A 24,590-nucleotide genomic window follows, 5' to 3' on the forward strand; every position below is an offset into this window, starting at 1 on the left:
ATGGAAAAGCCGTTCGAGTTGGCAGGAGACATTGCCAGCGAGTGCAGTCCGGTCAGTACGTCCTGGTGGCCGCGGGCGCACTGGACGTCGTGGACCATGCTGTTGATCACGACGCTGGCGGTCCTGATGATTTCGATCGACGGGCAGATTCTGCCGGCAGTGCTTCCCTCAATCAAAATGACGTATGGCCTTTCAAACGTGCAGGCTGGTCTCATCAACACTATTTTCGCTTTCGGTTCCATGATCGGCGCGGTCGGCTTCGGTGTCGCATCGGATCTGATAGGCAGCGGTTACCGACGCGGCTACACCTGGATCGCCGCTTACGCCCTCGCCGTCGTGGGCGGCTTACTGACCGCGCTGATGTCTGGAAGCTTTCTGTGGTTCCAGATCTGGCGCATCCCAATGGGGCTAAGCCGCGGAGGAGCAGAGCCGGTCAACGTGGCTTTGGTGAGCGACTGGTGGCAGAAGGAAAATCGTGGTTTCGCCGTAGGCGTACATCACACCGGTTTTCCAATCGGGCAGTTTCTCTCGGGTGTCCTGATCGCGTTGGTGCTGCACTATGGTCAATGGACCGACGCGTTTTCGCTGATTCCGCTCATTGGCGTGGTTGTGATCGTCGCCCAGTTGATTATCGGAACTCGGCGTAATCAGGAGAAGGCATTTGCGTGGATGCGGGCGAATCATCTGACGACCCCAGCACGCGTGGTCGGCGAACGCGGCAACTTTCAGCGGCCAATGGGGGCAATCAAGGCCGCATTCGGCCATCGCAATACGGGTCTGGCAATCGCTTCGATCTTCATGCTTCTTGTAGCCGAACTGGGTATCGTCCTCTTTATGACGTCGTACCTGACCGAGATCGCTCACCTGAGTATCTCTCAGGCAGCGCTGATTTCTGGCGTATCGGGACTGACGGGATGGATCGGGCAGGTGGTATGGGGAATGGTCTCCGACCGGATCGGCAGGAAACCGACGCTGATTGTGCTCGCTATTGCCTGTGCCTTGACCACGCTGCTTCTGTTGCGAATCGACTCGGCCGCGAGCGCCTGGATGTTTCTCCTCGCGTGGGGCCTGTTCCGCAACGCGCCGTTTCCGGTCGCGTATGCCATGGTGATTGATTCATCGGAACAGGCCGCCGGCTCGGGCATGGGGCTGATGATCGGAATTGCTTTCGGGCTTGCAGGGATGCTTGTATCGCCAGTCTCCGGTTACATCATCGGTCATGCCGGTTGGGTCGTCCACTACTGCGCGCTCGCGGTGATGTGCCTGCTCGCCATCGTGCCTTTGCTATTTGTTAGCAAGAGTGCAAGCGAAGAGACTCGCAGGGATCGGGACAGCGGGGGCGTCGCTCCGCGTTAAAGACAAGTCCACGCTGCACCGAACCTGGCAGTGTGTGAATGATTGCACTTTTACCAAGGACATCGAAATGACCCTTACTGGCGAAATGCTAATCGGTTTTTCCACTGTGCGTGGAACCGAGAGCAGCCAACTCGCGTTCAATCCAGCGACCAATTCGGACATCGCTGAACCATCTTTCGGCATGGGTGGTGCGGAGGAAGTCGAACAGGCGGCTGCGCTCGCGGCCGCAGCCTTCGATACATATCGGAATGCGCCGCTCGCGAAGCGCGCGGCTTTCCTCGAGGCTATCGCGGATAACATTCTGGACATTGGAGACGAACTGATCGAGCGAGCGCATGCCGAAACCGGCTTGCCCTTCCAGCGCCTGCAAGGTGAGCGCGGACGCACGGTGAACCAGCTTCGACTGTTTGCGAAAGTCGTGCGCGACGGTCATTTCCTCGCTGCCACGATTGACCACGCACAGCCCGAGCGTCAGCCCATGCCTCGTGCAGACCTGCGTCTTGCCAAGATGCCGCTCGGCCCCGTGGCGGTCTTCGGCGCGAGCAACTTTCCGCTCGCCTTTTCGGTAGCGGGCGGCGACTCAGCGTCGGCATTCGCGGCCGGCGCTCCAGTCATCGTCAAGGCGCACGGTGCACACCTCGGTACCGCAGAACTCGTTGGCCGCGCCATTCAGGCGGCCGTGCGGGAGGAAGGCTTGCCCGAGGGCGTTTTCTCGTTGCTGTTCGGCGCGGGCCGCAAGCTCGGCGAGGCGTTGGTATCGCATCCTGTTATCAAAGCGGTCGGATTCACCGGTTCGCGTCAAGGAGGTCTGGCACTGGTGCAAATTGCCAATGCACGCCCCGAACCTATTCCGGTGTATGCCGAGATGAGCAGTATCAATCCTGTGTTCCTGTTTCCGGGCGCACTCGCAAGTCGTGCCGAAGCAATCGGCAGGGCGTTTGCAGATTCGCTGACGATGGGTGCGGGCCAGTTCTGCACGAACCCGGGGCTTGTGCTCGCTATCGATGGTCCCGATCTAGAACGCTTCATCGAGGCGGCAGGCGAGGCGCTCGCGACCAGGCCGGCGCAAACAATGTTGACGCCCGGAATTTTCGATGCATACCGCAGTGGGACGCACAGGGTCGAGACGATCGACGGCGTCGCAAAGCGGGCCGAAGGCGTGCCGGCCGGCGAGCGTCCGAACGCCGCGCAGGCAACGCTGTACGTGACTGATGCAAAACACCTGATTGCTACGCGTGAGCTTGGAGAGGAGATGTTCGGCCCGGCGTCGATTGTGGTTCATGCGCATGATTTCGATGAACTGCTGGAGGTCGCCGAGCATCTGGAAGGGCAATTGACGGTGACGCTGCAGATCGACGCCGCTGATTATCCGCAAGCAAAGCGTCTGCTGCCGGTGCTCGAGCGCAAGGCAGGGCGCATCCTCGCAAATGGCTTTCCAACGGGTGTCGAGGTATGCCATGCGATGGTGCACGGCGGTCCCTTCCCGTCCACATCGAATGCCATGTTCACATCGGTGGGTGCGACCGCAATTGATCGGTTTCTTCGCCCGGTCTGCTATCAGGATTTGCCAGATGCTCTTTTGCCGTCAGCAGTGCAGGAGTCCAATTCATTGGCTCTGTGGCGCTACGTCGACGGTGAGGTTTCGCGGCCAGTGCGGTGCAGGGATTTCACGGGTTAGGGGACTGCCCACGATACGCGAGCCAGCGCATCGCGGCCGCGCATTGGCCTCGATGGCGGATAGGCGCATGAATGCCGACGAATCTCCGCCGTGGGCATACGTTCCCGACCGAGATCGGACGGGGCGGGCGGCTCACATACAGTCATGCTTGGTGCAGGTGTCTGCTGGCCACACGGGCGGTTGTTGGCAAGGACTTGTGAGGCGACGAGTTCGCAACGCCTTGCAGAGCAAGCGAGCAAACTCGAGTCCTACGGCGCTGGGTACATTAACCTCGCGGAATCACAAGGTCATCTGTTGCCCTCAGAAGTAGCCGAGCGCATTAGATCTGTTCGCAAGGCGTTAAAGATTCCGATCGGATTCCATCCGCACAACAACCTGGGGCTCGCAAACGGCAACATCCTCGCTGCTATTGATGAGGGCACAACTTATATTGACGGGAGTCTGAAGGGATTCGGGGGCGGTGCCGGTAACGCTCAGACGGAGTCGGCGGTGGCCATGCTCAAACGTGCCGGCCATGACGTGAACGCGAACCTTTTCTGGATCATGGACGCAGCATCGGTTTTCCAGAGTAAAGCCGTCGGTCGGGAAGAGCGAGAGTCCGTCGCTGTTTCCCCCGCCGCAAAAATCTGCGCGGTCACTACGGCGTCACGGTTGCCGCCAAAGACTTCCACTGACGACCAGCCTACGGTGCGCGTAGCCCCTAGCGCCCGTTTACATCCGGCTTCAGCTCTCCTCGATCTGTTGCTGACGCTTGTCGAACTTCCCTGCCTTACAGTTTATGTCCCGGCGCTCACTGACCTAGACCTGCTGTCGTCGACCGCCAACATGTCGTCGGATAGTAGCTTCAGGCAGCGACGAAGTTTGACGAAGCGACGGCATACGTTGCGAACGGCCGGGCCATTGTCGCGGCGAAAGTCGACGATCGTCTTGAAAGCTGGCGCTAGACGCCGTGTGAGCCGCATCATCTCGACATTGCGCTGGCATTGCCGGTCGGGACGGGCTGGAGGATACGCGGTTGGGATACCCCGTAGACATTTTGTTGGGGTCTAAGTGAACAACACACGGGCGCATCAGCCGTCGCCCCGCGCTCCTTCCGTGCCGTTCAGTCTGCATTAACCGCGCGTTTAATGTCAATTAAACCCAGCATGGTTTTGCTTTCCTATAGTTGAGTCGCGCGCTTGAACGATTTGTTCACCACGATCCGGGTCGCTCAAATCCACCACACAACGGATCAAACGGAAGGAGCACCCGTGAAAGTCACTCGCATTCCCAATAGCAGCGTTTTTGCCGGCCTGGAAGACCGTGGCACCATCGCGTCGCTTAACGGCGCGGACATTGCGATGCGTGGTCTGCGGCAGGCGGTCGCTGGGGCCGAATCGATCAACACGGGCATCTTCGAATGCACGGCCGGGTCTTATCGCCGGATCGTGATGCAGCCCGAAGTCATGCACATTTTGCAAGGACATGGGCGCTTTACGGCCGACGGCGAGCAGCCCGTCGAATTCGCCCCGGGCGATACGCTCTTCTTCGCAGCCAACACGCAAGGCCTCTGGGAAATGCCGGAAACCATGCGCAAGTTCTACGTCATTCTCTGATCTGGTCAAGGGCTTACGGTCCGCTCGCGCCACTATTGTCAACACGAAGGAGGTTCATGGGAATTGCGATTCGCGGCTATGCCGCCCGCTCGTCCGATATGCAGCTCCGACTATTCGGCTTCGAGCGGCGCAGTCCGCGGCCCGACGACGTGGTGATCGAGGTGCTGTACTACGGTGTGTGCCACTCGGACCTTCATGGTGCACGTAATAACTGGGGCAGCGCCAAGTATCCGATGGTGCCCGGACATGAAATCGTCGGGCGAGTTACGGCGGCGGGCGCGGACGTTACACGTTTTGCGGTCGGCGAGTACGTTGGCGTCGGCTGCATGGTCGATTCGTGTCAGGCGTGCCGGCCGTGCCGCTCCGGGTTGGAGCAGTATTGCGACGAAGGTGCGACCTCGACCTACAACAACCTCGACAGGCATGACGGCTTGCGCACCTACGGCGGCTTCTCCGAACAGGTCGTCGTAGGCGATAGATTCGTGCTGAAGATGCCGGAGGGTCTCGATCTGAAGGCTGCAGCGCCATTGTTGTGCGCCGGCATCACCGCGTATTCTCCACTGCGTCACTGGAACGCAAAGCCGGGCTCGCGCGTCGCGGTAGTCGGTCTTGGCGGCCTCGGTCATATGGCATTGAAGTTCGCGCGCGCAATGGGCACCGATGTGACGCTCATTACCCGCACGGCGGGCAAGGAAGACGATGCGCGCACATTGGGCGCACATAGCGTCGTTGTGTCGACCGACGGCGACCAGATGGCTGCCGTCAAAGGCTCTTTCGATCTGGTCATCGACACCGTGCCCTACAAGCACGACATCAACCCGTACGTGGCGACGCTGCAAACCTCCGGCATGCTGGTGATGATTGGCCACTTTGGCGTAATAGAACCGCCACTGAACTCCACTGCGTTGATGATGAAACGGCGGACCGTCGCTGGCTCGTACATCGGCGGGATTCGGGAGACACAGGAGATGCTTGATTTCTGCGGCGAGCACGGCATCGTCTGCGATATCGAAATGATCGACATTCAGCAGATAGACGCGGCGTTCGACCGGATGCTGGCGGCCGACGTCAAATACCGATTTGTCATCAACATGGCCTCGCTGAAGAACGACGCCGCATGACAGTCGGCGGTCTTAGATCTGAATTGTCCGAAAAGTAAGCAATCGATTTACAGCCGCCCGTGGCCTTGTCTGGTCACAGGTTCGCGCGAGGCCCGCGGGGAACGTGGTGTCGTTCTGGGAACATCTGGTCGTTTTATGGAGCGCTTCGCATGAAAGAGTTCGCTAGCAAAGCTGCAGGTATGTCCCGGCGGGAGATGATGCGTCTGATGGCAGGCGCTGGCGCGCTTGCCGTGGGCGCTGGATTTGGCACGATGTCGGGGCTGGCGATCGCCGAGTCTGCGCCGAAGCGCGGCGGCAATATTCGTCTCGCGTACGACTCGATGTCCACCTCCGACACGCTGGATCCCGCCAAAGGCTCTACCGGATCTGATTACATCCGCTTTTTCATGTTCTATAGCGGCCTCACGCAACTCGATCGCAATCTGACGCCGCAGATGAATCTCGCGGAGTCGATCGAGAGCAAGGACGGCACGGCCTGGATCGTCAAGCTTCGCAAGGGCGTCACGTTTCACGATGGCTCGCCGCTGACACCGGCCGATGTTGCCTGGTCGCTGATGCGGCACAAGCTTCCGTCCACCGCGTCGAAAGTAAAGACGCTGGCGGATCAGTTCAAGGACGCGATAGCGACTGGTCCGAATGAGCTAACGCTCATCCTCGTTTCGCCGAACGCGGATCTGCCGACCATCCTCGCGACCCCGCAACTCGTGATCCTCAAGGCGGGCGCGACCGACTTCACTTCGGCGAACGGCACCGGCCCTTATCAGGTCAAATCGTTCAAGCCCGGCATTTCGACTCTGGGGGTCCGCAATCCAAATTACTGGAAACCGGGCCTCCCGTACCTTGACCAGGTCGAAATGATCGGTATCGGAGACGACGCTGCGCGAGCGAACGCGTTGCTTGCCGGCGACGTTCATCTGATCGATAACGTCGACCCGCGGGCAACCAAACGCATTTCGTCGGCGGCGGGCTACACGCTGCTCGAAACGAAGTCGGGCGAGTACTCTGACCTGATCATGCGCAAGGACAATACGATCACCGGCAATCCAGATTTTGTGATGGGAATGAAGTATCTGTTCGATCGTGATCAAATCCGCACAGCAGTATTTCGCGACTGCTCGATGATCGGCAATGACCAGCCGGTCCCGTCGTTTCATCGGTATTTCAATGCAACGTTGCCCCAACGGCAGCACGATCCCGACAAGGCGAAGTTTCACTTTACGAAGGCGCGCGCACTTGGTGTGAGCTTGCCGCCGATTTACGCAGCGCCGACGGCCAACGGTTCGGTGGACATGGCTCAGTTGCTTCAGCAGTCGGGCTCCAAGATTGGGCTAAATCTGTCGATCAATCGCGTGCCCTCCGACGGCTACTGGTCGAATCACTGGATGAAACACCCGCTCAGTTTCGGCAATATCGGGCCGCGCGCGAGCGTCGACGCGTTGTTCACGCAATTCTTCAGATCGGATGCTGCATGGAACGAGTCTGGTTGGTCGAATGCGAAATTCGATCAGTTGCTCCTTGCGGCGCGCTCGGAAACGGATGACGCCAAGCGTAAGCAGATGTACGGCGACATGCAGGAAATCGTGTCGAATAGCGGGTTGATCGGTATTCCAGCGTTTATCAGTCTGCTCGATGCGCACGACAATCGCCTTCACGGTCTTGAGTCGATTCCGAGCGGGCCTCTGATGGGTTATTCGTTCGCAGAGTACACGTGGTGGAGTGCGTAAGTGACGCTGAAGCGGTTTGTTGTGAGTCGGAACTTCCTGCGTAGTTGGACTTCGGGCGAACCCGCAACTCGATCCAAAAAGTGAGGGTTGCGGCTTTTCTTCTCGGCTACCCGCTTTAGGACGATCGAGGCACCCATTAACGCCCGATTAGCTGTCTGCGAATCGTGCGGTAAACACGCTCGACGTCCGGCCTCGATAATGAGGGGTCGCTCGACATTAGAAAAATTATCGCGAGGCGTCCTCGCAGTATCTGCATCAACCAGTGACCACACCGAACTTCAATCCCTCTATCAGATGACCACCATGCCACCGATGCCACTTCCTCTTCTGAACACCGACCTGCTACGCGACAGAAATTATGTGGGCGGCGAGTGGGTCAGCAGTCTGGACCGGTCGGAGCTTTCCGGTCGTCGATCCCGCTACCGATGCTTTTTTCGCGACGGTACCGGATAGCGCAGCTGACGACGCGAAGCGCGCCCTGGATGTTGCGCATGCAGCATTTCCGGCGTGGCGCAAAGTCCCTGCAAAAAAGCGCGCTCAGATTATCAGGCGATGGCATGCCGCGATCGTCGACAATGTCGAGGACCTCGGTCGCCTGATCGCGAAGGAGCAGGGCAAGCCATTCACGGAAGCAAAGGCCGAGGTGCTGTATGCAGCGAGCTACGTCGAATGGTTCGCCGAAGAAGCAACACGGATCGACGGAGAAATCATTCCTGCGGCCGGTGCCTGGCAGACGCATGTTCGCACTCCGTGAGCCGGTGGGCGTCGTCGCCGCAATTACGCCGTGGAACTTCCCCGCCGCGATGATCGCGCGCAAGATCGCGCCGGCGTTGGCGGCCGGTTGTACGGTCGTTTGCAAACCGGCGGAGGACACGCCTCTGACGTCGCTCGCCCTGGTGCATCTCGCCAATCTTGCCGGGGTTCCGGACGGCGTGCTGAATATTCTGACCGCTTCGCGTGAGCAGACGCCCGAGATTGTCGATGTCTGGCTCGACGATGCACGCGTGCGCAAGATCACCTTTACGGGGTCGACACCGGTTGGCAAGCATCTGGCGCGCCGCTCGTCGGATACACTGAAGAAACTGTCGCTTGAATTAGGCGGCAACGCGCCGTTTATCGTGTTCGACGATGCAGATCTCGACGCGGCGGTCGATGGGCTGATGGCAGCAAAGTTCCGCAACAGTGGACAAACATGCGTATGCCCGAACAGAGTCTACGTGCAGAACGGCGTGCACGATGCCTTCGTTGACAAGCTGACCCGACGCGTGGCAGCACTCAAGGTCGGCCCCCGACGGATCCTGAATCGCAGATCGGGCCGATGATCAATGCGCGCGCAGTCAACAAGATCGAAGGCCACGTCAAAGATGCGCTGGCCAGAGGTGCCAAGGTCATGACTGGCGGTCATCGTGTGCAGTCTGCGCAATGCATCGGCGCCAATTACTTTGCGCCGACCGTTCTGACTGAGGTCACCGCGTCGATGGAATGTTCACGCGAAGAGACCTTCGGTCCGGTTGCGCCGGTTACGCGCTTTCGTGACGAAGCTGAAGTAGTGGCTGCAGCAAACGCGACGCCGTTCGGTCTTGCCGCCTATTTTTACTCGACCGACATCCGCCGTATCTGGCGTCTTGCCGATGCACTCGAGAGCGGCATCGTCGGCGTGAACGAGGGCGCTATTGCTTCCGAGGCCGCGCCGTTCGGAGGAATCAAAGACTCAGGCTACGGCCGCGAAGGATCGCGCCATGGCATCGGCGAGTATTTACACATCAAGTACGTTTGCCAAGGGCAGCTCGATTGATGCGATGACGGCACGGTCTGAACGCCGCGCCTGCTTCGCGTGACGAAACGGCGCTTGATTCGAAGCGCGTGGAGGGTGCGTTCACAGCTGCGGCACTTCGCAATACCGATCGCTACGTGATCGGCGCTCGACCATCTTTTGTAAGCAGTTTTTGCGTCACCACGGCCAGGGAATACTCGTTCCCTTTCGACCCCGCGAGCGCGCTTTGGTAAATCATGCGAGCTACAGTAAGGTCCTGAAGGGCAAGGCCGGTCATATCGAAGACGGTGATGTCACGGCGATTGCGTTCGAACTTCAAAGCACCGGCAAGCAGGTCGCCAATCTCCGTGCATGCAACGCCTTCGCTCCACTGACACTCGCCGATCGCTCGGGCCTGTTGAGCGTCGTCGACAAAAACGCGGGCGCGTTCGAGAACGGTTGGAGGCAACTCGCGCTTTCCCTTAGTATCTGCACCGACACAGGTCAGATGCATTCCGGGCTGGATGGCTGAGGCGTCGAACAACGGCTCCATGCCGGGCGTGGCGGTGATTACAATGTCGCTTGCTGCAACGGCATCGTTTCTGTTCTGCGCAATGCGAATCGAGCAACGGTCGCGGAAAAGAGCCTCGAAGCTTTCTTCGGCTTCGCCTGTAGGTGTCACATACTGGACGTTTTGCAGCGTCGGAACGGCGCGTAGCGCGTACATCAGCTGGATTCGTGCCTGCACGCCAGTGCCGAAGACGCAAAGACGAGTGCTGTCGGATCGCGCGAGGGTCTTTAGACCGAGCGCGCCCGCTGCGCCAGTGCGCATCGTGGTAATCGCGTTACCGTCCATGATCGCGAGAGGTCGGCCGGTTGCCGGATCTATCAACACTACCGTAGCCTGATGCGGCTCACCGTTTTTCTCGCGGTTTGCTGGCCAGAAACCCGCCGCCTTGAAACCCAGAAGGTTTTGTTCGGCGACGTCGCCTGCCTTGATGCCGAAGACCCCGCCGGCGTCGAGCTTTTCCCGCACGACTGGAAATACGCGGCCAGCACCCTGGCTATGCAGAATGAACGCTTCACGAACCGCGCCAAGTACGTTTTCGGTTTGCAGCGCGAACTCGACGGTTTCGTTGTCAAGCAGGAGAAGGTGTGCGTCAGTGGGCATGGCAAAAAACGAAGATGCTTGAACGATAAAGCGCTGGAAAATTTGGCCGGCGATCGCGCCTGCGGCCCGAGCCGTCACAGCGCTAAAAGCACCGTACACGATTGCAAGGCTGTATTCCGTCTCGCAAACCGGTCAGGCGTTTGCGTCGAGATACGTCAAAAATGAATCAGACAATGCGGACGAGCCTGGCCGGCCAAGGCAAAGTTTTGACAAACACGGTATCGGTCATCGTGCGGCTACTGCACGACGCAACACTGAAATCCCCGGCAACAAGCGCATCCGTCAGTCCGTTGCGACGCCACTTTGGTCCGCCGCAATGAACTTCAGCAGATAGTCGAATGGACCGGCGACTCTGAAGCATTCGAGCACATCGTCTAATTCGCGAATCGCGTTTTCGAAGCGTAGGGTGTCCGCCCGACGATCACTGCGCAGGGTGACTTTGGCGAATCCGATACGTGCTGACTCATGGGCGCGAGCCGGGACCGTACCGTTCTTATCATGCGAACTCATCTGCGCTCGCCTTATCACGCACCGCGGCGCGGACATCCGCTTGCATCAGCACGTCATCGAGCGTTTTTCGGAGGCGAGCAAACAGAATGTCGCATTCGTCCGCGCTCATCAATAGTGCCGGCGCAAAGCCGAGGATGCCGTCAGCGAATGCGCGGAATGCGATGCCGTTCTCGTAGGCCGCGGCTGCGATCCGCTCGGGCAGCCCGAGCGCCGGATCGAAGCGCCGCTTGCTCGCCTTGTCGGCAACCAGTTCGAGCGCGCCGAGCATTCCTCGATGACGCGCATCGCCGACGAGCGGATGCTCCCGCAGCGCCTCGAGCTCTGCAGCAAACTGTGGCGCGCGCGCGACACCGTTCGCGAGCAATCTGCCCTCGTGATAGAGCCGCATCACTTCCAGTCCGACTGCCGCGCTCACCGGATGCGCGGAATAGGTCTGACCATGGCCGACCGGCGCGACAGCATCGGCGTCGGCGATGCCGCGATAGACCGTCTCCGACATCAGCACCGCACCCATCGGCGCATATCCTGCGGTCAGTCCCTTCGCAACCGTCATGAGGTCCGGCTCGACCTTCTCCGCGTCACATGCGAACAGCGGGCCCGTACGGCCGAAACCGGTAATCACCTCGTCTGCGACGAACAGGATGTCGAGCCGGCGGCACGCGTCGCGCATCGCCTTCAACCAGCCAACGGGCGGCACGATCACGCCGCCTGAACCTTGAACGGGCTCGCAGAAGAAGGCCGCGACGTTGTCCGCGCCAAGCTCGACGACTTTCGATTCCAGTGCGGCAACGGATGCGCCAATCAGCTCTGCATCGTTCGCATAGTTGGCGCGATACGCGTATGGCGCGGGAATATGGTGCTGCGTCGAAAGTGGCAGATCGAAATGGCGATGAAAAGCGGGGAGTGCGGTGAGCCCGGCGCCGGTCGTCGACGAGCCGTGATAGCCGCGCTCGAGCGCGATGAACTGCTTCTTTGAGGGACGGCCCGTGCCATTGTAATAGTGCGTGATGAAGCGGATTGCCGAGTCGACCGCATCCGATCCGCCGAGCGTGAAATACACGCGCTGCAGCGACGTGGGGCTCTTTTCGGCGAGCAACGCGGCGAGTTGGATCGCCGGTTCAGAGCCGTAGTGGAAGTAACCGGTCGCATATGGAAGCTTCGTCATTTGCCGCGCGGCGGCTTCGACGATGCTCGCGTGACCGTAGCCGGTATTGACACACCAGAGCCCGGAGAACGCGTCGAACAGTTCCTTCCCCGACGCATCGCGCAGGAACATACCGTGGGCGGAGGCGAGTACGGTGACGCCGCGAGACTCGTGCGAGCGGTAGTTGACGACCGGGTGAATGAGATGTCGGCGATCGGCTTCGATCAGATGCGAGTGAGACATATGAGGGCTCAGAATGTAGTCGGTTAAGGTGTTCGCTGCCGGGCGAGCTTGCAGGCGGCGGGCAGCATCGAGGCGAATCATTGCGACTTGTCCGGCGCTACGACGCGAGTCGATGCCTGCGTGCTTCACGCGTTGACGTGCTTACCAGCCGTGAAAACGGGGCCACGTTTCGAGTTCGCCGTCCGGTGCGAGCGCGACGTAATCGGGATACTGGGCGCCGGTCGCGCACGCATGGTTGGGCAGAATCCGCAGACGCGTGCCGATCGGGAAACTACGCTCGATGTCGAGGTCAGCCGTACCACTGCGCGAGACGATACCGTGTTCCTGATTCGCGCCCGTCATCAGATAGCCGCCGAGCACCTCGCCGTTTTCGCTGCACACGAGGCCGTAGCCGAAATCACGCTTTTGCCGCTGCGTGCCGCGATCGCGGCTCATCGCCATCCAGCCGGCGTCGACGATCGCCCAACCTTTTTCCGGTTGATGACCGATGACGGTTGTCAGCACGCTGAGCGCAATTTCGGAAGTCTCATTCACGCCGACGTTATGCATGACGAGATCGAAAAACACATAGACGCCCGCGCGCACTTCGGTCACGCCTTCGAGGTGTTCGGCCGCGAGCGCGGTCGGCGTCGATCCGATGCTGACAACCTCGCACGGCAGACCGGCTTCGCGCAGGCGCTCCGCGGCGCGCACAGCGCCGGCGCGTTCCTGCTCGGAGATCCGCACGAGAGCTTCATGCGTATCGTAGTCGTAACTCGATCCTGCGTGCGCGATCACGCCGCCGAGCCGCATACCGCCCTCGACGAGCGCGGAGGCGACGGGCAGGAGCGAGTCGGATTCCGGCTCGATGCCGGAGCGGTGACCGTCCACGTCGATTTCGATCCACACCTCGAAAATCTCCCCATGTTCGCGGCCGAAGGCGACGATTGCATCGACGCTCGCGACGCTGTCAGTAACGAGCTTGAGATTGCAGCCGGCCCGGCGCAGCGCGAGCGCCTGCGGCAGCTTGCTGGGGGCAATGCCCACCGCGTACACGATATCGCGAATGCCGGCGGCAAAGAACTGTTCGGCTTCCTTCAGCGTGGAGACCGTGATGCCGCGCGCACCGGCGGTGATCTGCGCCTGCACCACGGGCTGACACTTGCTGGTCTTCACGTGCGGGCGGAACGCGACGCCGAGCGCGTTGAGACGTTGCTGCATGCGCGCGATATTGCGGTTCATGCGCGCGACGTCGATCAGCGCGGCAGGGGTGTTCAATGACTGCAGATTCAAGATGGGAGCTCCTTGCTGGGCACAGGCCGGGAACGTCGAAAAGCGACGGTCTGCTGCCTGGATGAAGGTCCCACTATAAAAGTCAGCTTTCGGCTTGTGTTTAACAGACGATAAAGCGGTCGTTAAACCCGGTTAAATGCAAACGGCGCAGCGTTGGCTGGCTAATCTGTGTTTTCGCGGCGGATTGCAGTGTTGAGGATGGAAACCGGGATAGGTCCGGTCGCCGCACAGCACTGCGTTGTATTTGTTCACCGGTGTACGGCCTCGATTGCCAGCGTCGAGCTCGCTTGACAATGGGAGTGACTTCGCATTTGTCTTGTATAGCAGGCAGTGCGAGAAGCGCGAACGCAAGCCGGCAGTGATCTGGCAGTTCTCGACCTTGATTTCTTGGGTAGCGGCGGACGCCGGCCAGCTCAACAGCGTGTGCACCACCAGGCCAACGTCCTTGCCCGAGCGCGTGGGCCCGAAGGTCAGGACGTGTTCCGGGCCTTCGTGCCGCAGGTACCGGCCGCGATGCAGGCCCAGGAACACGCCCGCAGGCTCGTCGAGGCTGGCGTTGCGAATGTCGGCGGCTTCGGTCCAACGTGCCGAGTCATAGGTCTTGACCAGCTTCGACCGCCGCGAGCTCCGCACCGACACGGCGATGGCGACCACCACGGCGACCAAGCCGCTGCCACCAGCGATTGCGCCACCGGTGTCGAAGATACCATCCTCTGGCTATCTGTCAGTCGATCGTGGACCCGGTGAAAAAATGCGAGCTCCTTGCCGGGCACAGGCGCGGAGCGTCGATAGTCGACCGTCTGCTGCCCGGGTGGAGGTCCCACTAGAGAAGTCAGTTTCCAGCCCTACCTAACAGAAGGCAGACCGGTTGTTAGACCGGGATCGAGTCCGGCCGCCTGGCGCCACGGTGCGGGATCGAAGGCACGTTTCGCCGCCTCGAGAAAGAGCCGCTGACGATTCGTCACTGCGTGACGCGAGGGCAGCAGCGCAAGAATCGGCGCGGGTTCGAGCCGCCACTGCGGCAGCAACCGGACGAGCTTGCCCGACGCAATCGATCCAGCGGCACTCCATTCGGAGCGCTCGATGACGCCCAGGCCGTTCGCGGCCCATTCGCTGATCACGGTGCCGTCGTTCGACGACAGCGCACCGGACAATCTGACGGTGATACCTTTCGCGCCGGGCTTATGGCTGTCGCCAGCAGGCATGAAGCGCAATCGCGTGACGTCTTCGTCGTTTTCACGAAGCGTCAGATATTCGTAGCGTTGAAGGTCTGCCGGGTGATCCAGCTGTTCGATACGCCGCACGAACTCCGGGCTTGCGCACAGGAAGCGTTCGTTCGGCGCAAGGAAGTGACTGACCCATGACGACGACTTGGCCGCCCCGATCGACAGCACGACATCGGCCCCCGACGCAGCCGACAAAGGGCTTTCAGCCAGGACGAGCGACACGCCCAGGTTCGGGTAAGACAGATGCAACCGGCGAACCAGTGGCGCGACGTGCGCGCGGCCAAAGCCGAACGGCGCGACGATTCGAAGGTGACCGCTGACGCTGCCCGACTGTTCGGCGACGCGGCTTGCGATCGATTCGATTCGCTCGAGTATGTCTATGGACTCGTCGAGCAGCTTCAGACCTTCGTCGGTGAGCGTCACGCCACGTGCTTCACGCACCGCGAGCTGCAGCCCGAGGCGCTCTTCCAGGCGCTGCAGGCGGACCGATACGGCAGGGGGCGTCAGATTCAGCAGACGCGCGGCCGCGGCGAGCGAGCGCGAACCGCCAAGCGCGCGGAACAGCCGCATGTCGTCGAGTTCGATCATTAAACCGCCTTTAATCAAAAGTTCACCAGATATTAAACACGCCAAAAATCGGGAAACTTATCCTTTTCTTACTTCCGCCGCCGCGCGCACCGTGAACGTTATGACTCTCGTTGTGGTAGCAGGGTATACGCCAGCGCGCGCGGAGTGGTTCGAGTGCTCAATAATCGCTCCGGGAGACGCAGTCTTTGATTAACTTTGGTTTAACGGTGAGTTAGTTTGCGGTTAATTGAAATTTATTTTGATCGGGGATAATCGGTCTAGTGAGATGGCGCTGCCGCCTGCCCCGCACGGCTGAATTCAGGTGGGCATCAATCGATGAACATTAAGGTATGCATACGAAGATGAATGAAGCAGTGAATCAGAGCGTGGCGAACGCATCGCCGGTCTACCGTCCGATGATGTCGGGCGACATTGTTACTGCGCAGAAGATGTCACTCGCGGTATCGTGGCCGCATCGTCCCGAAGACTGGCAATTCGCGCTGGACGTCGGCACCGGTTTCGTCGCCGAGCTGGACGGCGTGGTCATCGGCACGGCTTTGTGCTGGAAGCACGGTCCGGAGCGGGCGTCGCTCGGGCTCGTGATCGTGTCGGATGCGTATCAGGGGCGCGGTATTGGCCGCAAGCTGATGGAAATGCTGATCGAAGAAGCCGGCTCGCGCGTCACGTTCCTGCATGCGACACCGGAAGGCAAGCCGCTGTACGAGAAGCTCGGCTTCAACGTCTGCGGAATGCTGAAGCAACATCAGGGACGCGTCACTGAATCCTTTCCCGTTGCGCTGCCGGAAGGTTTCAACTTGCGCGAAGCGAGGCCGGGCGATATCGGGGAACTCACGGCGCTAGCCACACTTGCGACGGGCCTCGAACGGCAGGCGATGCTGACCGCGCTGTTCAAGGTCGGCTCGTGCGTGATACTCGAATACAGCGGCGCGATCGCCGGCTTTTCTGTGTTCCGTCTTTTTGGCCGCGGTTACGTGGTCGGCCCTGTGATCGCCGCTGCTTCCGAGGGCGATATCAATGCAAAGGCACTGATCGGCTACTGGCTCGCCGGGCGTGAGAACGAATACATCCGCGTTGACGTGCCGGACGGCTCGAGCCTCAACGACTGGCTTACATCGCAAGGTCTCACGTGTGCCGACTCGATCGTCAAGATGGTGCGCAATGCACCGGGTGACGCGCATCGCGGCGCACCCAATCCAGATTTTGGCTGGTACGGCCTGATCAGCCAGGCCATGTTCTGATCAGTCGGAAGGCGTGTCGCGACGAGATTGATCTCCATGCGAGATGGTGCCGCACGGGCGTCGCCGGGCCATCCGGTCCATATTGATGAATTACCGAGGAGTTCAGCATGAACGAGGATGCAAGAAGGAACGGCGGCATCAACCGTCGTGACATGCTTAGACTGATGTCGGTGGGCGGGATGGCGGTTGCAGGCGGTGGCTGGTTGGGTACCGCTTCACGCGCTTTTGCCGCGCCGACGCCGAAGAAAGGCGGTTCAATCCGCGTGGCATACGACACGTCATCCACAGCAGACACCCTGGATCCGGCAAAGGCGTCGTCCGGATCTGACTACATTCGTTGCTTTACGTTCTACAGTAGCCTCACGCATCTGGATGGCTCGCTGACGCCGCAGATGAATCTCGCCCAGAGCATTGATACGCACGACGGCCGTGTGTGGGTCATCAAGCTGCGTCCAGGCGTGACCTTCCACGATGGAAAGCCGCTGACGCCCGCAGATGTCGTCTATTCGCTGATGCGTCACAAAGATCCGAATACGGCGTCCAAGGTGAAGGTGCTCGCGGAGCAGTTCACTGACGCGAAACAAACCGGCCCTAACGAAGTCACCCTGACGCTCGAATCGGCGAATGCGGATTTGCCGGTCATTTTGGCTACGCCGCAACTGGTGATCGTGAAGGCCGGCACGACGAACTTCACGACAGCCGTCGGTACCGGACCTTACAGGCTGAAGTCGTTCAAACCGGGGGTGTCGACGATCGGCGTACGCAGCGACAGCTACTGGAGAACTGGGGCGGGCCCGTATCTCGACCAGATCGAGCTGATCGGTATCAGCGATGATGCCGCGCGTGTCAACGCGCTGCTCGCGGGCGACGTCCATCTGATCAACTCGGTGAATCCGCGTCAGACGCGCCGTATAAGCTCGGCGCAAGGCTACGCGATGAAGGAGACGAAGTCGGGGCTGTACACGGACCTTATCATGCGTCGCGACAACCCGATCACAGGCAACCCGGATTTCGTGCAGGGCATGAAATTCCTGTTCGATCGAGAGCAATTACGTAGCACGGTGTTCCAGGGCTTCGCGGTGATCGCGAACGATCAACCGATTCAACCGGACCATCGATATTTCAACGCGTCGTTGCCGCAGCGGCCGTATGACCCGGACAAGGCGAAGTTCCATTTTCAGAAAGCGGGCGCGCTCGGCATCGCGCTGCCCTCGATTTACGCGACGACGGACGCGAACGGTTCGATCGAAATGGGCGAACTGCTGCAGCAAGCCGGCACGAAGGTCGGCGTCAACCTGAACGTCAACCGCGTGCCTTCCGACGGCTACTGGTCGAATCACTGGATGAAGCATCCGCTCGGCTTCGGCAACGTGAATCCGCGGTCGAGCGCCGACGTGCTATTCAGCCAATTCTTCAAGTCGAACGCTCCGTGGAACGAGAGCGGCTGGAACAACCCGAAGTTCGATCAACTGCTGGTCTCGGCCCGCTCCGAGACCGACGAGGCGAAGCGAAAGCAGATGTATGGCGACATGCAGGTGATCGTATCCGAACAGGGCGGCATCGGTATTCCGGCGTTCCTGAGCTTCCTTGATGCGTACGACACCCGGCTGCAGGGGCTTGGGTCAATCCCGACCGGGGCAATGATGGGTGGCGCGTTCGCTGAATACGTCTGGTGGAACGCGTAACGCAGCGGCGCAATCGTTCGACGGAGCATGGGCCGTTGCTCGACGCTAGGGCAGCAGTCCTTTGCCCGAATGCGTTTGGCACGGGCGCGTGACGCGGCAGCGAAGACCGTCTTCGCTGCTGTTTGCAATGTGAACTGAGGTGGCTAATGAATCGCGGCATGGCGGTCCTTGTTATACAGCGCATCGGGGCGGCGATACTGACACTGTTGCTAGTGTCGGGGATCATTTTTGTGATCACCAACCTGCTTCCAGGCGATGCGGCGCAGGCGGCTCTCGGTCAATCCGCAACTGCCGAGACCGTCGCCGCGCTGCGCCATCAGTTCGGCCTCGATCAACCTCCGTGGCTGCGGTATGTCCACTGGCTGATGGCGCTCGCACACGGCGATTTCGGGATGTCGTCGTCAAGCAATCTGCCGGTTGCTGAACTGATCGAAGGACGTTTGCCGAAGTCGCTCGAACTCGCGGCGATTACATCGCTCGTCTCGGTTCCGGTTGCGGTGACGGCAGGCATCGTCGCCGCGGTCAATCGTGAAACCTGGCTCGACCGCGTGATCAGTCTGGGTACGTTGTCGCTAATCGCGACGCCCGAATTCCTGATTGCAACGGTCGCGGTGCTGGTGCTCGCCGTGAAGCTGCGCTGGCTGTCGGCGCTGTCTTATGGCGGCGAGATACACAGCCTGCACGATCTGTTGCGAGCTTACGCGATGCCGGTGATGACGCTCTGCGCCGTCGTCATTGCACAGATGACACGCATGACGCGAGCCGCCGTGCTGGAGCAACTGAGTGCATCGTATGTCGAGATGGCGATCCTGAAGGGCGCGCGTCCTACCCGCGTGATCCTGCTGCACGCCCTGCCGAACGCGATCGGGCCGATAGCGAATGCGATTGCGTTGAGCCTTTCGTATCTGCTCGGCGGGGTGATCGTCGTCGAGACAATCTTTAATTATCCGGGACTCGCGAGCCTGATGGTGGACGCGGTCAGCAATCGCGACCTCGGACTCGTTCAGGCGTGCACACTGCTGTTCTGTGCAGGTTATCTGCTGCTGGTCCTGATCGCGGATCTGTGCGCAATCGTTTCCAATCCGAGGTTGCGGACATGACATTTTCACGAACTCGTTCCAGTGAGACAGCGGACGCTACCGACCACGCGCCGTCGTCGTCTTCGAGGTGGCTGAGCGGCGTGCGCCTGTCGGCGGGCGGCTGGCTCGGCGCACTGATGGTGGCCGTGGCGCTCTTCATCGCGTTGTTCGCGCCCGGGCTTGCGCCTCACCAGGTGGGGGCGATCGTCTCGACAGAGTTGTACGGACCGCTCTGCGCAAAGACGCCATTGGGCACCGACTACCTCGGCCGCGACATGCTAAGCCGGGTCATTCTCGGTACGCGGCTGACGGTGTCGCTCGCGCTGGCATCGGCGGTGCTGTCAGCAATAGTCGGCACGCTGTTGGGTCTGGTTTCTGCCGTATGCGGGCCGGCGGTCGACGAACCACTCAGCCGGTTTCTGGACGCGTTCACGTCGATACCGTCGAAGATGTTTGCGCTGATGTTCGTCGCCGCGCTCGGCTCGTCGCTGACGCTGCTAATCCTGACTGCGGCAGTAAGTTTCATGCCCGGCGCCTATCGCATCGCACGGTCGCTCGCAGTCAACATCGGCACGTTCGAATACGTCCAGGTTGCGCGGGCACGTGGCGAGAGCGTGTTGTACATCGCGTGTGTCGAAATGCTGCCAAACATGATTCATCCGATGCTGACTGACACTGGCCTTCGTTTCACGTTCATCGTGCTGCTGCTCTCGAGCCTCAGCTTTCTCGGACTCGGCGTGCAGCCGCCGTACGCCGATCTCGGTTCGCTCGTCCGTGAAAACATGACCGGGCTCGGTGAAGGCACGCCCGTCGTGATCTTTCCAGCAATCGCGATCGCGATGCTCACGATCGGCGTCAATCTGTTTGTCGACGGATTGCCGCGACGCGGCCAGCGTGTCGGCATTAAATCCCGTGGAGGTCGCGCATGAGCAGCCATTCTCAACCGGGCGTGCACGTTGCTGTGCGAGGCCTGCGGGTAGTGGGGAGCCGCGTCGGCCAGCCGGACACGACCATCGTGCACGGCATTGATCTCGATATCGCGCGTGGCGAAGTACTGGCGCTGATTGGCGAATCGGGCTCGGGCAAGACGACGATCGCCTTGTCGCTAATGGGTTACGCGCGAGGGGGCTGCCGGATCGCGGGCGGCTCGGTGCGTATCGGTGAAATCGACGTGCTTGGGCTCAGTGCCCGGGGACTCGAAGCGCTGCGAGGCGGCCGGGTCGCCTATATCGCGCAGAGTGCGGCGGCGGCCTTCAACCCGTCACGGAGAATACTTGAACAGGTAATCGAAAGCGCGCTGATTCATCGAACGATGTCCCGCCAGCAGGCGAGAAAAAAGGCAGTCGAACTGTTTCGTGCGCTGTCGCTGCCCGAGCCGGACGCGATTGGCGAGCGGTATCCGCATCAGGTGTCGGGCGGGCAGTTGCAACGGCTGATGGCCGCGATGGCGCTGATCGTCGATCCCGAACTCGTGATTCTCGACGAGCCGACCACCGCGCTCGACGTGACGACCCAAGTTGACGTACTGCGCGCTTTCCGCTCGGTGATTCGCGAGCGAGGCATGACGGCGGTCTACGTGTCGCACGATCTCGCCGTGGTCGGACAGATGGCGGACCGGATCGCGGTACTCAGCGACGGCCTGATTCGCGAACTCGGCGAGACCGCGCAGATATTGCAGGCGCCGGCGGATCCGTACACGCAAAGGCTTGTTGCTGCTGTGACGCCTGCGGTTCCCCGGAAGCAAGGCCTTGATGCAAACGAAGCGAACCCCATCGGTCGGCCCTTGCTGGAGATGCGCCGCATCGCCGCCGGTTATGGGCGGCGCAGTGCAAAAGGCTGGCCTGAGAAGATGGTGCTCAACGACCTTGATCTGACGATTCATCGCGGTCAGACGGTAGGCGTGATCGGCGAATCGGGCTCGGGCAAGTCGACGCTGGCCAAGGTCATCGCGGGACTGGTGCCGTCGCAGGGCGGGAGCCTGCTGCTCGACGGCAAACCGTTGTCGCGGGGTCTGCATGGACGCACGCCCGACCAGTTCCGGCGCATCCAGATTGTTTTCCAGAATGCCGACACCGCACTGAACCCCGTCCACACGGTCGAGCGCACGCTCGCACGACCGCTCGCGTTCTACCACGGGATGAATGCCGCACAGGCGCGACGCAGGGTTGCCGAGTTGCTCGATCTGGTGCGCTTGCCGGCAGCTGTCGCGCAACGGCGCACCACGGAGCTGTCGGGCGGTCAGAAGCAGCGGGTCAATCTCGCCCGTGCGCTCGCGGCGGAGCCCGACCTGATTCTGTGCGACGAGGTGACCTCGGCGCTCGATACGGTGGTCGGCGCGGCGATTCTCGATTTGCTGCGTGATCTGCAAAAGCAGCTTGGCGTCTCGTACCTTTTCATCACGCACGACATTGCGAAAGTCCGGGCCATCAGCGACGACATCGTCGTGCTGTACGCCGGACATCGGGTCGAATCGGGAGACCAGCATGCATTGACTGCGCCGCTGCATCCTTATTCGCATCTGCTGGTGTCGTCGGCGCCGGAGCCGCGCGCGGGCTGGCTCGACGAAGCGAGCGAGCGCTGCCACCGGCCCCTTGCGCCGATCGGCGAGATTTCGGTGGATCCGGCTCTTTGCACCTTTCTTTCGCGCTGCGCGGTGCGCATGGACGGACTGTGCAACCGCACCGCGCCGTCGCTGCGGACCTTCAGCAACGGCGCGCAGGTGCTGTGTCATCGGACTGAAGACGATCTTGCTTCGCTGCAGGCGGAACTGGGCAGCGTTGCGCGGGAGATCGCGGGTACGTAGCAGCTTCGGATCAGGGTGGCGCGCTTCATATTGGACGCGCCACCCTGATCCCGCGCGTCGCGGCTACATGGTTCAGATATGTGCCGACAGGCCGCCGCCGTGTTTTTCAGCCGAATGCATACCTCCCCGATACCAGAGCGACTGTGCGACAACGGCTTCCGCATTAAATTTGCCTTAACGCGGACTTTATTGACCATTCAACAAAGCTGCTGGGTGCCAGTCGATAATGACCGTAACGAAATTCACTGTCTTTGATCCGAAAGGAGTTGTCGCACATGCGCGTACTGTTGACTCGCATTGATACCACGGACCCGCTTCCTAGCAGCGCCGACGTCGTAGTGATCGGCGCGGGCATCGTCGGCGTCTTCACGGCCTGGTTTCTCGCGAAACGGGGTTTGAAGGTCGCGCTGATCGAGAAGGGCGTCGTCGGGGGCGAGCAGTCGAGCCGCAACTGGGGCTGGGTTCGTCAGCAGAATCGTGATGCGCGCGAGTTGCCGATCGCAACCGAGAGTCTGCGGCTATGGGAACAGTTCGAAGCCGAGTCGGGCGAGACGACCGGGTTTCAACGCAGCGGCCTGCTGTACCTGAGCAACGACGACAACGAACTCGCGCGCTGGACGCGCTGGTGCGATTTTGCGCGGACGGCGGGCGTCAAGACCGAGATTTTCGGTGCCCGCGAAGCGAAGGAACGGGGCCGCGCAACGGGGCGTGAATGGAAAGGGGGGGTATTCGCGCCGACCGACGGAACCGCCGATCCGGGGCGGGCAGCGCCCGCCGTCGCGCGTGCGATCCGCAAGCTCGGCGGCACTGTTCATCAGAATTGCGCGGCGCGGGGCATTGAAACGGAGGCAGGCCGCGTCTGTGGGGTGGTCACGGAACGGGGCGTGATTCGGACGCCGATGGCGGTTTTGTCGGGCGGCGCATGGGCCTCGACGTTCTGCCGCCAGTTGGGCATCCGGTTTCCACAGGCAACGATCCGGGCATCGGTGGCCGCGGTCTCGCTGCCCCGAGGCAGTCTTCCCGATGCGATGCACACATCGGAAATAACCATCACGCGCCGCGGCGACAGCACCTTCACACTTGCGATCAGCGGGATCGCCAAATTCGACCCCACGGTCCAGAAGTTGCGCTATGGGCGCGATTTCCTGCCGATGTTTTCGAGCCGTTGGCGAAGCCTCAGTTTCGGCACGACGGAAGGCATCCGTTCGGGACACGAAGGCCTCAAGCGCTGGCGCCTCGACGAGCCGACGCCGATGGAACAGATGCGCGTACTGGATCCGAGCGTCGACGAGCCGACCATTAAGGAAATTCGGCGGCGCGCTGCGGCGCTGTGCCCGATTATCGGTACCGCACGGAACGCGGGCTCGTGGTCCGGCTATATCGACATGACGCCCGACGGCGTGCCGGTAATCGGCGAGTCGGCGCAGCTTCCCGGCTTCGTATTGGCCGCGGGTCTGAGCGGTCACGGCTTCGGCATTGGACCGGGCGTCGGACATCTGGTGGCGGATATCGTGACCGGCGAAACTCCGATTGTCGATCCGGCGCCGTACCGGCATGAACGGTTCGACAAATCGGTGTGGGGCCGGGTGGCCGACTTCTGAGCGGCACGCGCGAGGGCTCGACCGCCGCATGATTTGAAAGCGCAACCCGCATTCGTTGACCGTGTCGCGAATGCTGCAACCTGACTTGAGGATGATTCAATGACACAGTTTCGCCCGAAATACATCACTTTCGACTGCCACGGCACGCTGATCCACTTCCAGATGAACGAAGCTGCACAGGCGTTGTACGGATCGCAACTGGACTCTGCGCAGATGGCGCATTTCAACAAGCTGTTTTCCGCGTACCGCTTTGACGAGGCGATGGGCGACTGGAAACCGTATGCACAGATCGTGCATAACGCGCTCGAACGCACGGCCAGGGCATTCGGGTTGCCGTTCCGCGCCGAAGCCGCGCAGGCCATCTCCGACAGCATCCCGAGCTGGGGCCCGCATGTGGACGTGCCGGCAGGGCTCGCGAAGGTCGCGAAGGAGTTTCCGCTCGTCACGCTCACCAATTCGATGAACGAACAGATCCCGCACAACATCGCGAAGCTCGGCGCGCCGTTCCATGCGGTGCTGACCGCGCAGCAGGCGGGCGCGTACAAGCCGCGTCTGCGTGCGTTCGAATACATGTTCGACACGCTCGGCTGCGGTCCGGAAGACATCCTGCATGTGTCATCATCGTTCCGCTACGATCTGATGTCGGCACACGACATGGGCGTGAAGCACAAGGTGTTCGTTAACCGCGGTCACGAGCCGGCCAATCCGTTCTACGACAACATCGAGATCCGCGATATTTCCGGCCTCGCGGCCGTAGTCGGTCTGTAGAGCGGGCCGTGCCGGCGACGGCGACGGCGACGGCG

Annotated in this window: 16 protein-coding genes and 5 pseudogenes; 14 read left to right on the forward strand and 7 right to left on the reverse strand. The window is 61.0% G+C overall.

What is annotated here, in order from left to right; genetic code table 11:
* The 3 genes and pseudogenes from CUJ91_RS31475 to CUJ91_RS31485 form a co-directional block, all read left to right on the forward strand.
* Nucleotides 1–1,356, forward strand: coding sequence for an MFS transporter (locus CUJ91_RS31475; protein ID WP_114158120.1), 1,356 nt, complete (start codon nt 1–3; stop codon nt 1,354–1,356).
* 67 nt (nt 1,357–1,423) lie between these two features.
* On the forward strand, nt 1,424–3,034 hold the full coding sequence (locus CUJ91_RS31480; protein ID WP_114158121.1) for an aldehyde dehydrogenase (NADP(+)): 1,611 nt from the start codon (nt 1,424–1,426) through the stop codon (nt 3,032–3,034).
* A gap of 144 nt (nt 3,035–3,178) precedes the next feature.
* Nucleotides 3,179–3,580: pseudogene (locus tag CUJ91_RS31485) on the forward strand (beta/alpha barrel domain-containing protein); the annotation flags it as partial.
* A gap of 180 nt (nt 3,581–3,760) precedes the next feature.
* Here the strand turns inward: CUJ91_RS31485 and CUJ91_RS34995 are convergent.
* A pseudogene (locus CUJ91_RS34995) lies at nt 3,761–4,060 on the reverse strand (IS5/IS1182 family transposase); the annotation flags it as partial.
* Nucleotides 4,061–4,284: 224 nt separating this feature from the next.
* Here CUJ91_RS34995 and CUJ91_RS31495 point away from each other — a divergent pair.
* From CUJ91_RS31495 to CUJ91_RS31510, 4 genes and pseudogenes are all read left to right on the forward strand, one after another.
* A complete protein-coding gene (locus CUJ91_RS31495) occupies nt 4,285–4,629 on the forward strand; it encodes a cupin domain-containing protein (protein ID WP_425273896.1) in 345 nt (114 codons plus the stop codon).
* Between the two features lie 56 nt (nt 4,630–4,685).
* Nucleotides 4,686–5,750 carry an NAD(P)-dependent alcohol dehydrogenase gene (locus CUJ91_RS31500; RefSeq protein ID WP_114158122.1) on the forward strand — a complete coding sequence of 355 codons (1,065 nt, stop codon included), beginning with the start codon at nt 4,686–4,688 and terminating at the stop codon, nt 5,748–5,750.
* Nucleotides 5,751–5,899: 149 nt separating this feature from the next.
* The gene (locus CUJ91_RS31505; protein ID WP_114158123.1) at nt 5,900–7,474 is read left to right on the forward strand and encodes an ABC transporter substrate-binding protein; all 1,575 of its coding nucleotides are present in this window, start codon (nt 5,900–5,902) and stop codon (nt 7,472–7,474) included.
* A gap of 358 nt (nt 7,475–7,832) precedes the next feature.
* Nucleotides 7,833–9,269 (forward strand): annotated as a pseudogene (locus tag CUJ91_RS31510) (NAD-dependent succinate-semialdehyde dehydrogenase).
* A gap of 156 nt (nt 9,270–9,425) precedes the next feature.
* Here CUJ91_RS31510 and CUJ91_RS31515 read toward each other — a convergent pair.
* The 6 genes and pseudogenes from CUJ91_RS31515 to CUJ91_RS31540 form a co-directional block, all read right to left on the reverse strand.
* A pseudogene (locus tag CUJ91_RS31515) lies at nt 9,426–10,398 on the reverse strand (ornithine cyclodeaminase family protein).
* A 282-nt stretch (nt 10,399–10,680) separates the two neighbouring features.
* The gene (locus CUJ91_RS31520; RefSeq protein ID WP_244231134.1) at nt 10,681–10,908 is read right to left on the reverse strand and encodes an Lrp/AsnC ligand binding domain-containing protein; all 228 of its coding nucleotides are present in this window, start codon (nt 10,906–10,908) and stop codon (nt 10,681–10,683) included.
* A complete protein-coding gene (locus CUJ91_RS31525) occupies nt 10,895–12,295 on the reverse strand; it encodes an aminotransferase class III-fold pyridoxal phosphate-dependent enzyme (RefSeq protein WP_114158125.1) in 1,401 nt (466 codons plus the stop codon). The genes CUJ91_RS31520 and CUJ91_RS31525 overlap by 14 nt, the downstream gene beginning before the upstream one ends.
* Before the next feature lie 141 nt (nt 12,296–12,436).
* Entirely contained in the window at nt 12,437–13,567 is a 1,131-nt protein-coding gene (locus CUJ91_RS31530) for a DSD1 family PLP-dependent enzyme (RefSeq protein ID WP_114158126.1), read from the reverse strand.
* A gap of 300 nt (nt 13,568–13,867) precedes the next feature.
* Nucleotides 13,868–14,272 (reverse strand): annotated as a pseudogene (locus CUJ91_RS31535) (type IV secretory system conjugative DNA transfer family protein); the annotation flags it as partial.
* A gap of 140 nt (nt 14,273–14,412) precedes the next feature.
* Nucleotides 14,413–15,381, reverse strand: coding sequence for a LysR substrate-binding domain-containing protein (locus tag CUJ91_RS31540; RefSeq protein WP_114158128.1), 969 nt, complete (start codon nt 15,379–15,381; stop codon nt 14,413–14,415).
* 341 nt (nt 15,382–15,722) lie between these two features.
* Between CUJ91_RS31540 and CUJ91_RS31545 the strand changes: the two genes are divergently transcribed.
* The 7 genes from CUJ91_RS31545 (at nt 15,723) to CUJ91_RS31575 (ending at nt 24,555) form a co-directional block, all read left to right on the forward strand.
* On the forward strand, nt 15,723–16,619 hold the full coding sequence (locus CUJ91_RS31545; protein ID WP_114158492.1) for a GNAT family N-acetyltransferase: 897 nt from the start codon (nt 15,723–15,725) through the stop codon (nt 16,617–16,619).
* Nucleotides 16,620–16,726: 107 nt separating this feature from the next.
* Nucleotides 16,727–18,304, forward strand: a complete 1,578-nt coding sequence (locus tag CUJ91_RS31550) for an ABC transporter substrate-binding protein (protein ID WP_114158129.1) — start codon at nt 16,727–16,729, stop codon at nt 18,302–18,304.
* Nucleotides 18,305–18,450: 146 nt separating this feature from the next.
* A complete protein-coding gene (locus CUJ91_RS31555; protein ID WP_114158130.1) occupies nt 18,451–19,404 on the forward strand; it encodes an ABC transporter permease in 954 nt (317 codons plus the stop codon).
* A complete protein-coding gene (locus CUJ91_RS31560) occupies nt 19,401–20,312 on the forward strand; it encodes an ABC transporter permease (protein ID WP_114158131.1) in 912 nt (303 codons plus the stop codon). The genes CUJ91_RS31555 and CUJ91_RS31560 overlap by 4 nt, the downstream gene beginning before the upstream one ends.
* On the forward strand, nt 20,309–22,186 hold the full coding sequence (locus tag CUJ91_RS31565; RefSeq protein ID WP_114158132.1) for an ABC transporter ATP-binding protein: 1,878 nt from the start codon (nt 20,309–20,311) through the stop codon (nt 22,184–22,186). Before CUJ91_RS31560 ends, CUJ91_RS31565 begins: the two co-directional genes overlap by 4 nt.
* A gap of 275 nt (nt 22,187–22,461) precedes the next feature.
* The gene (locus tag CUJ91_RS31570; protein WP_114158133.1) at nt 22,462–23,787 is read left to right on the forward strand and encodes an NAD(P)/FAD-dependent oxidoreductase; all 1,326 of its coding nucleotides are present in this window, start codon (nt 22,462–22,464) and stop codon (nt 23,785–23,787) included.
* A 99-nt stretch (nt 23,788–23,886) separates the two neighbouring features.
* On the forward strand, nt 23,887–24,555 hold the full coding sequence (locus CUJ91_RS31575; RefSeq protein ID WP_114158134.1) for a haloacid dehalogenase type II: 669 nt from the start codon (nt 23,887–23,889) through the stop codon (nt 24,553–24,555).
* Nucleotides 24,556–24,590: the final 35 nt, after the last annotated feature.

Origin of the sequence: Paraburkholderia graminis, from assembly GCF_003330785.1 — a bacterium.
Taxonomy (GTDB): domain Bacteria; phylum Pseudomonadota; class Gammaproteobacteria; order Burkholderiales; family Burkholderiaceae; genus Paraburkholderia; species Paraburkholderia graminis.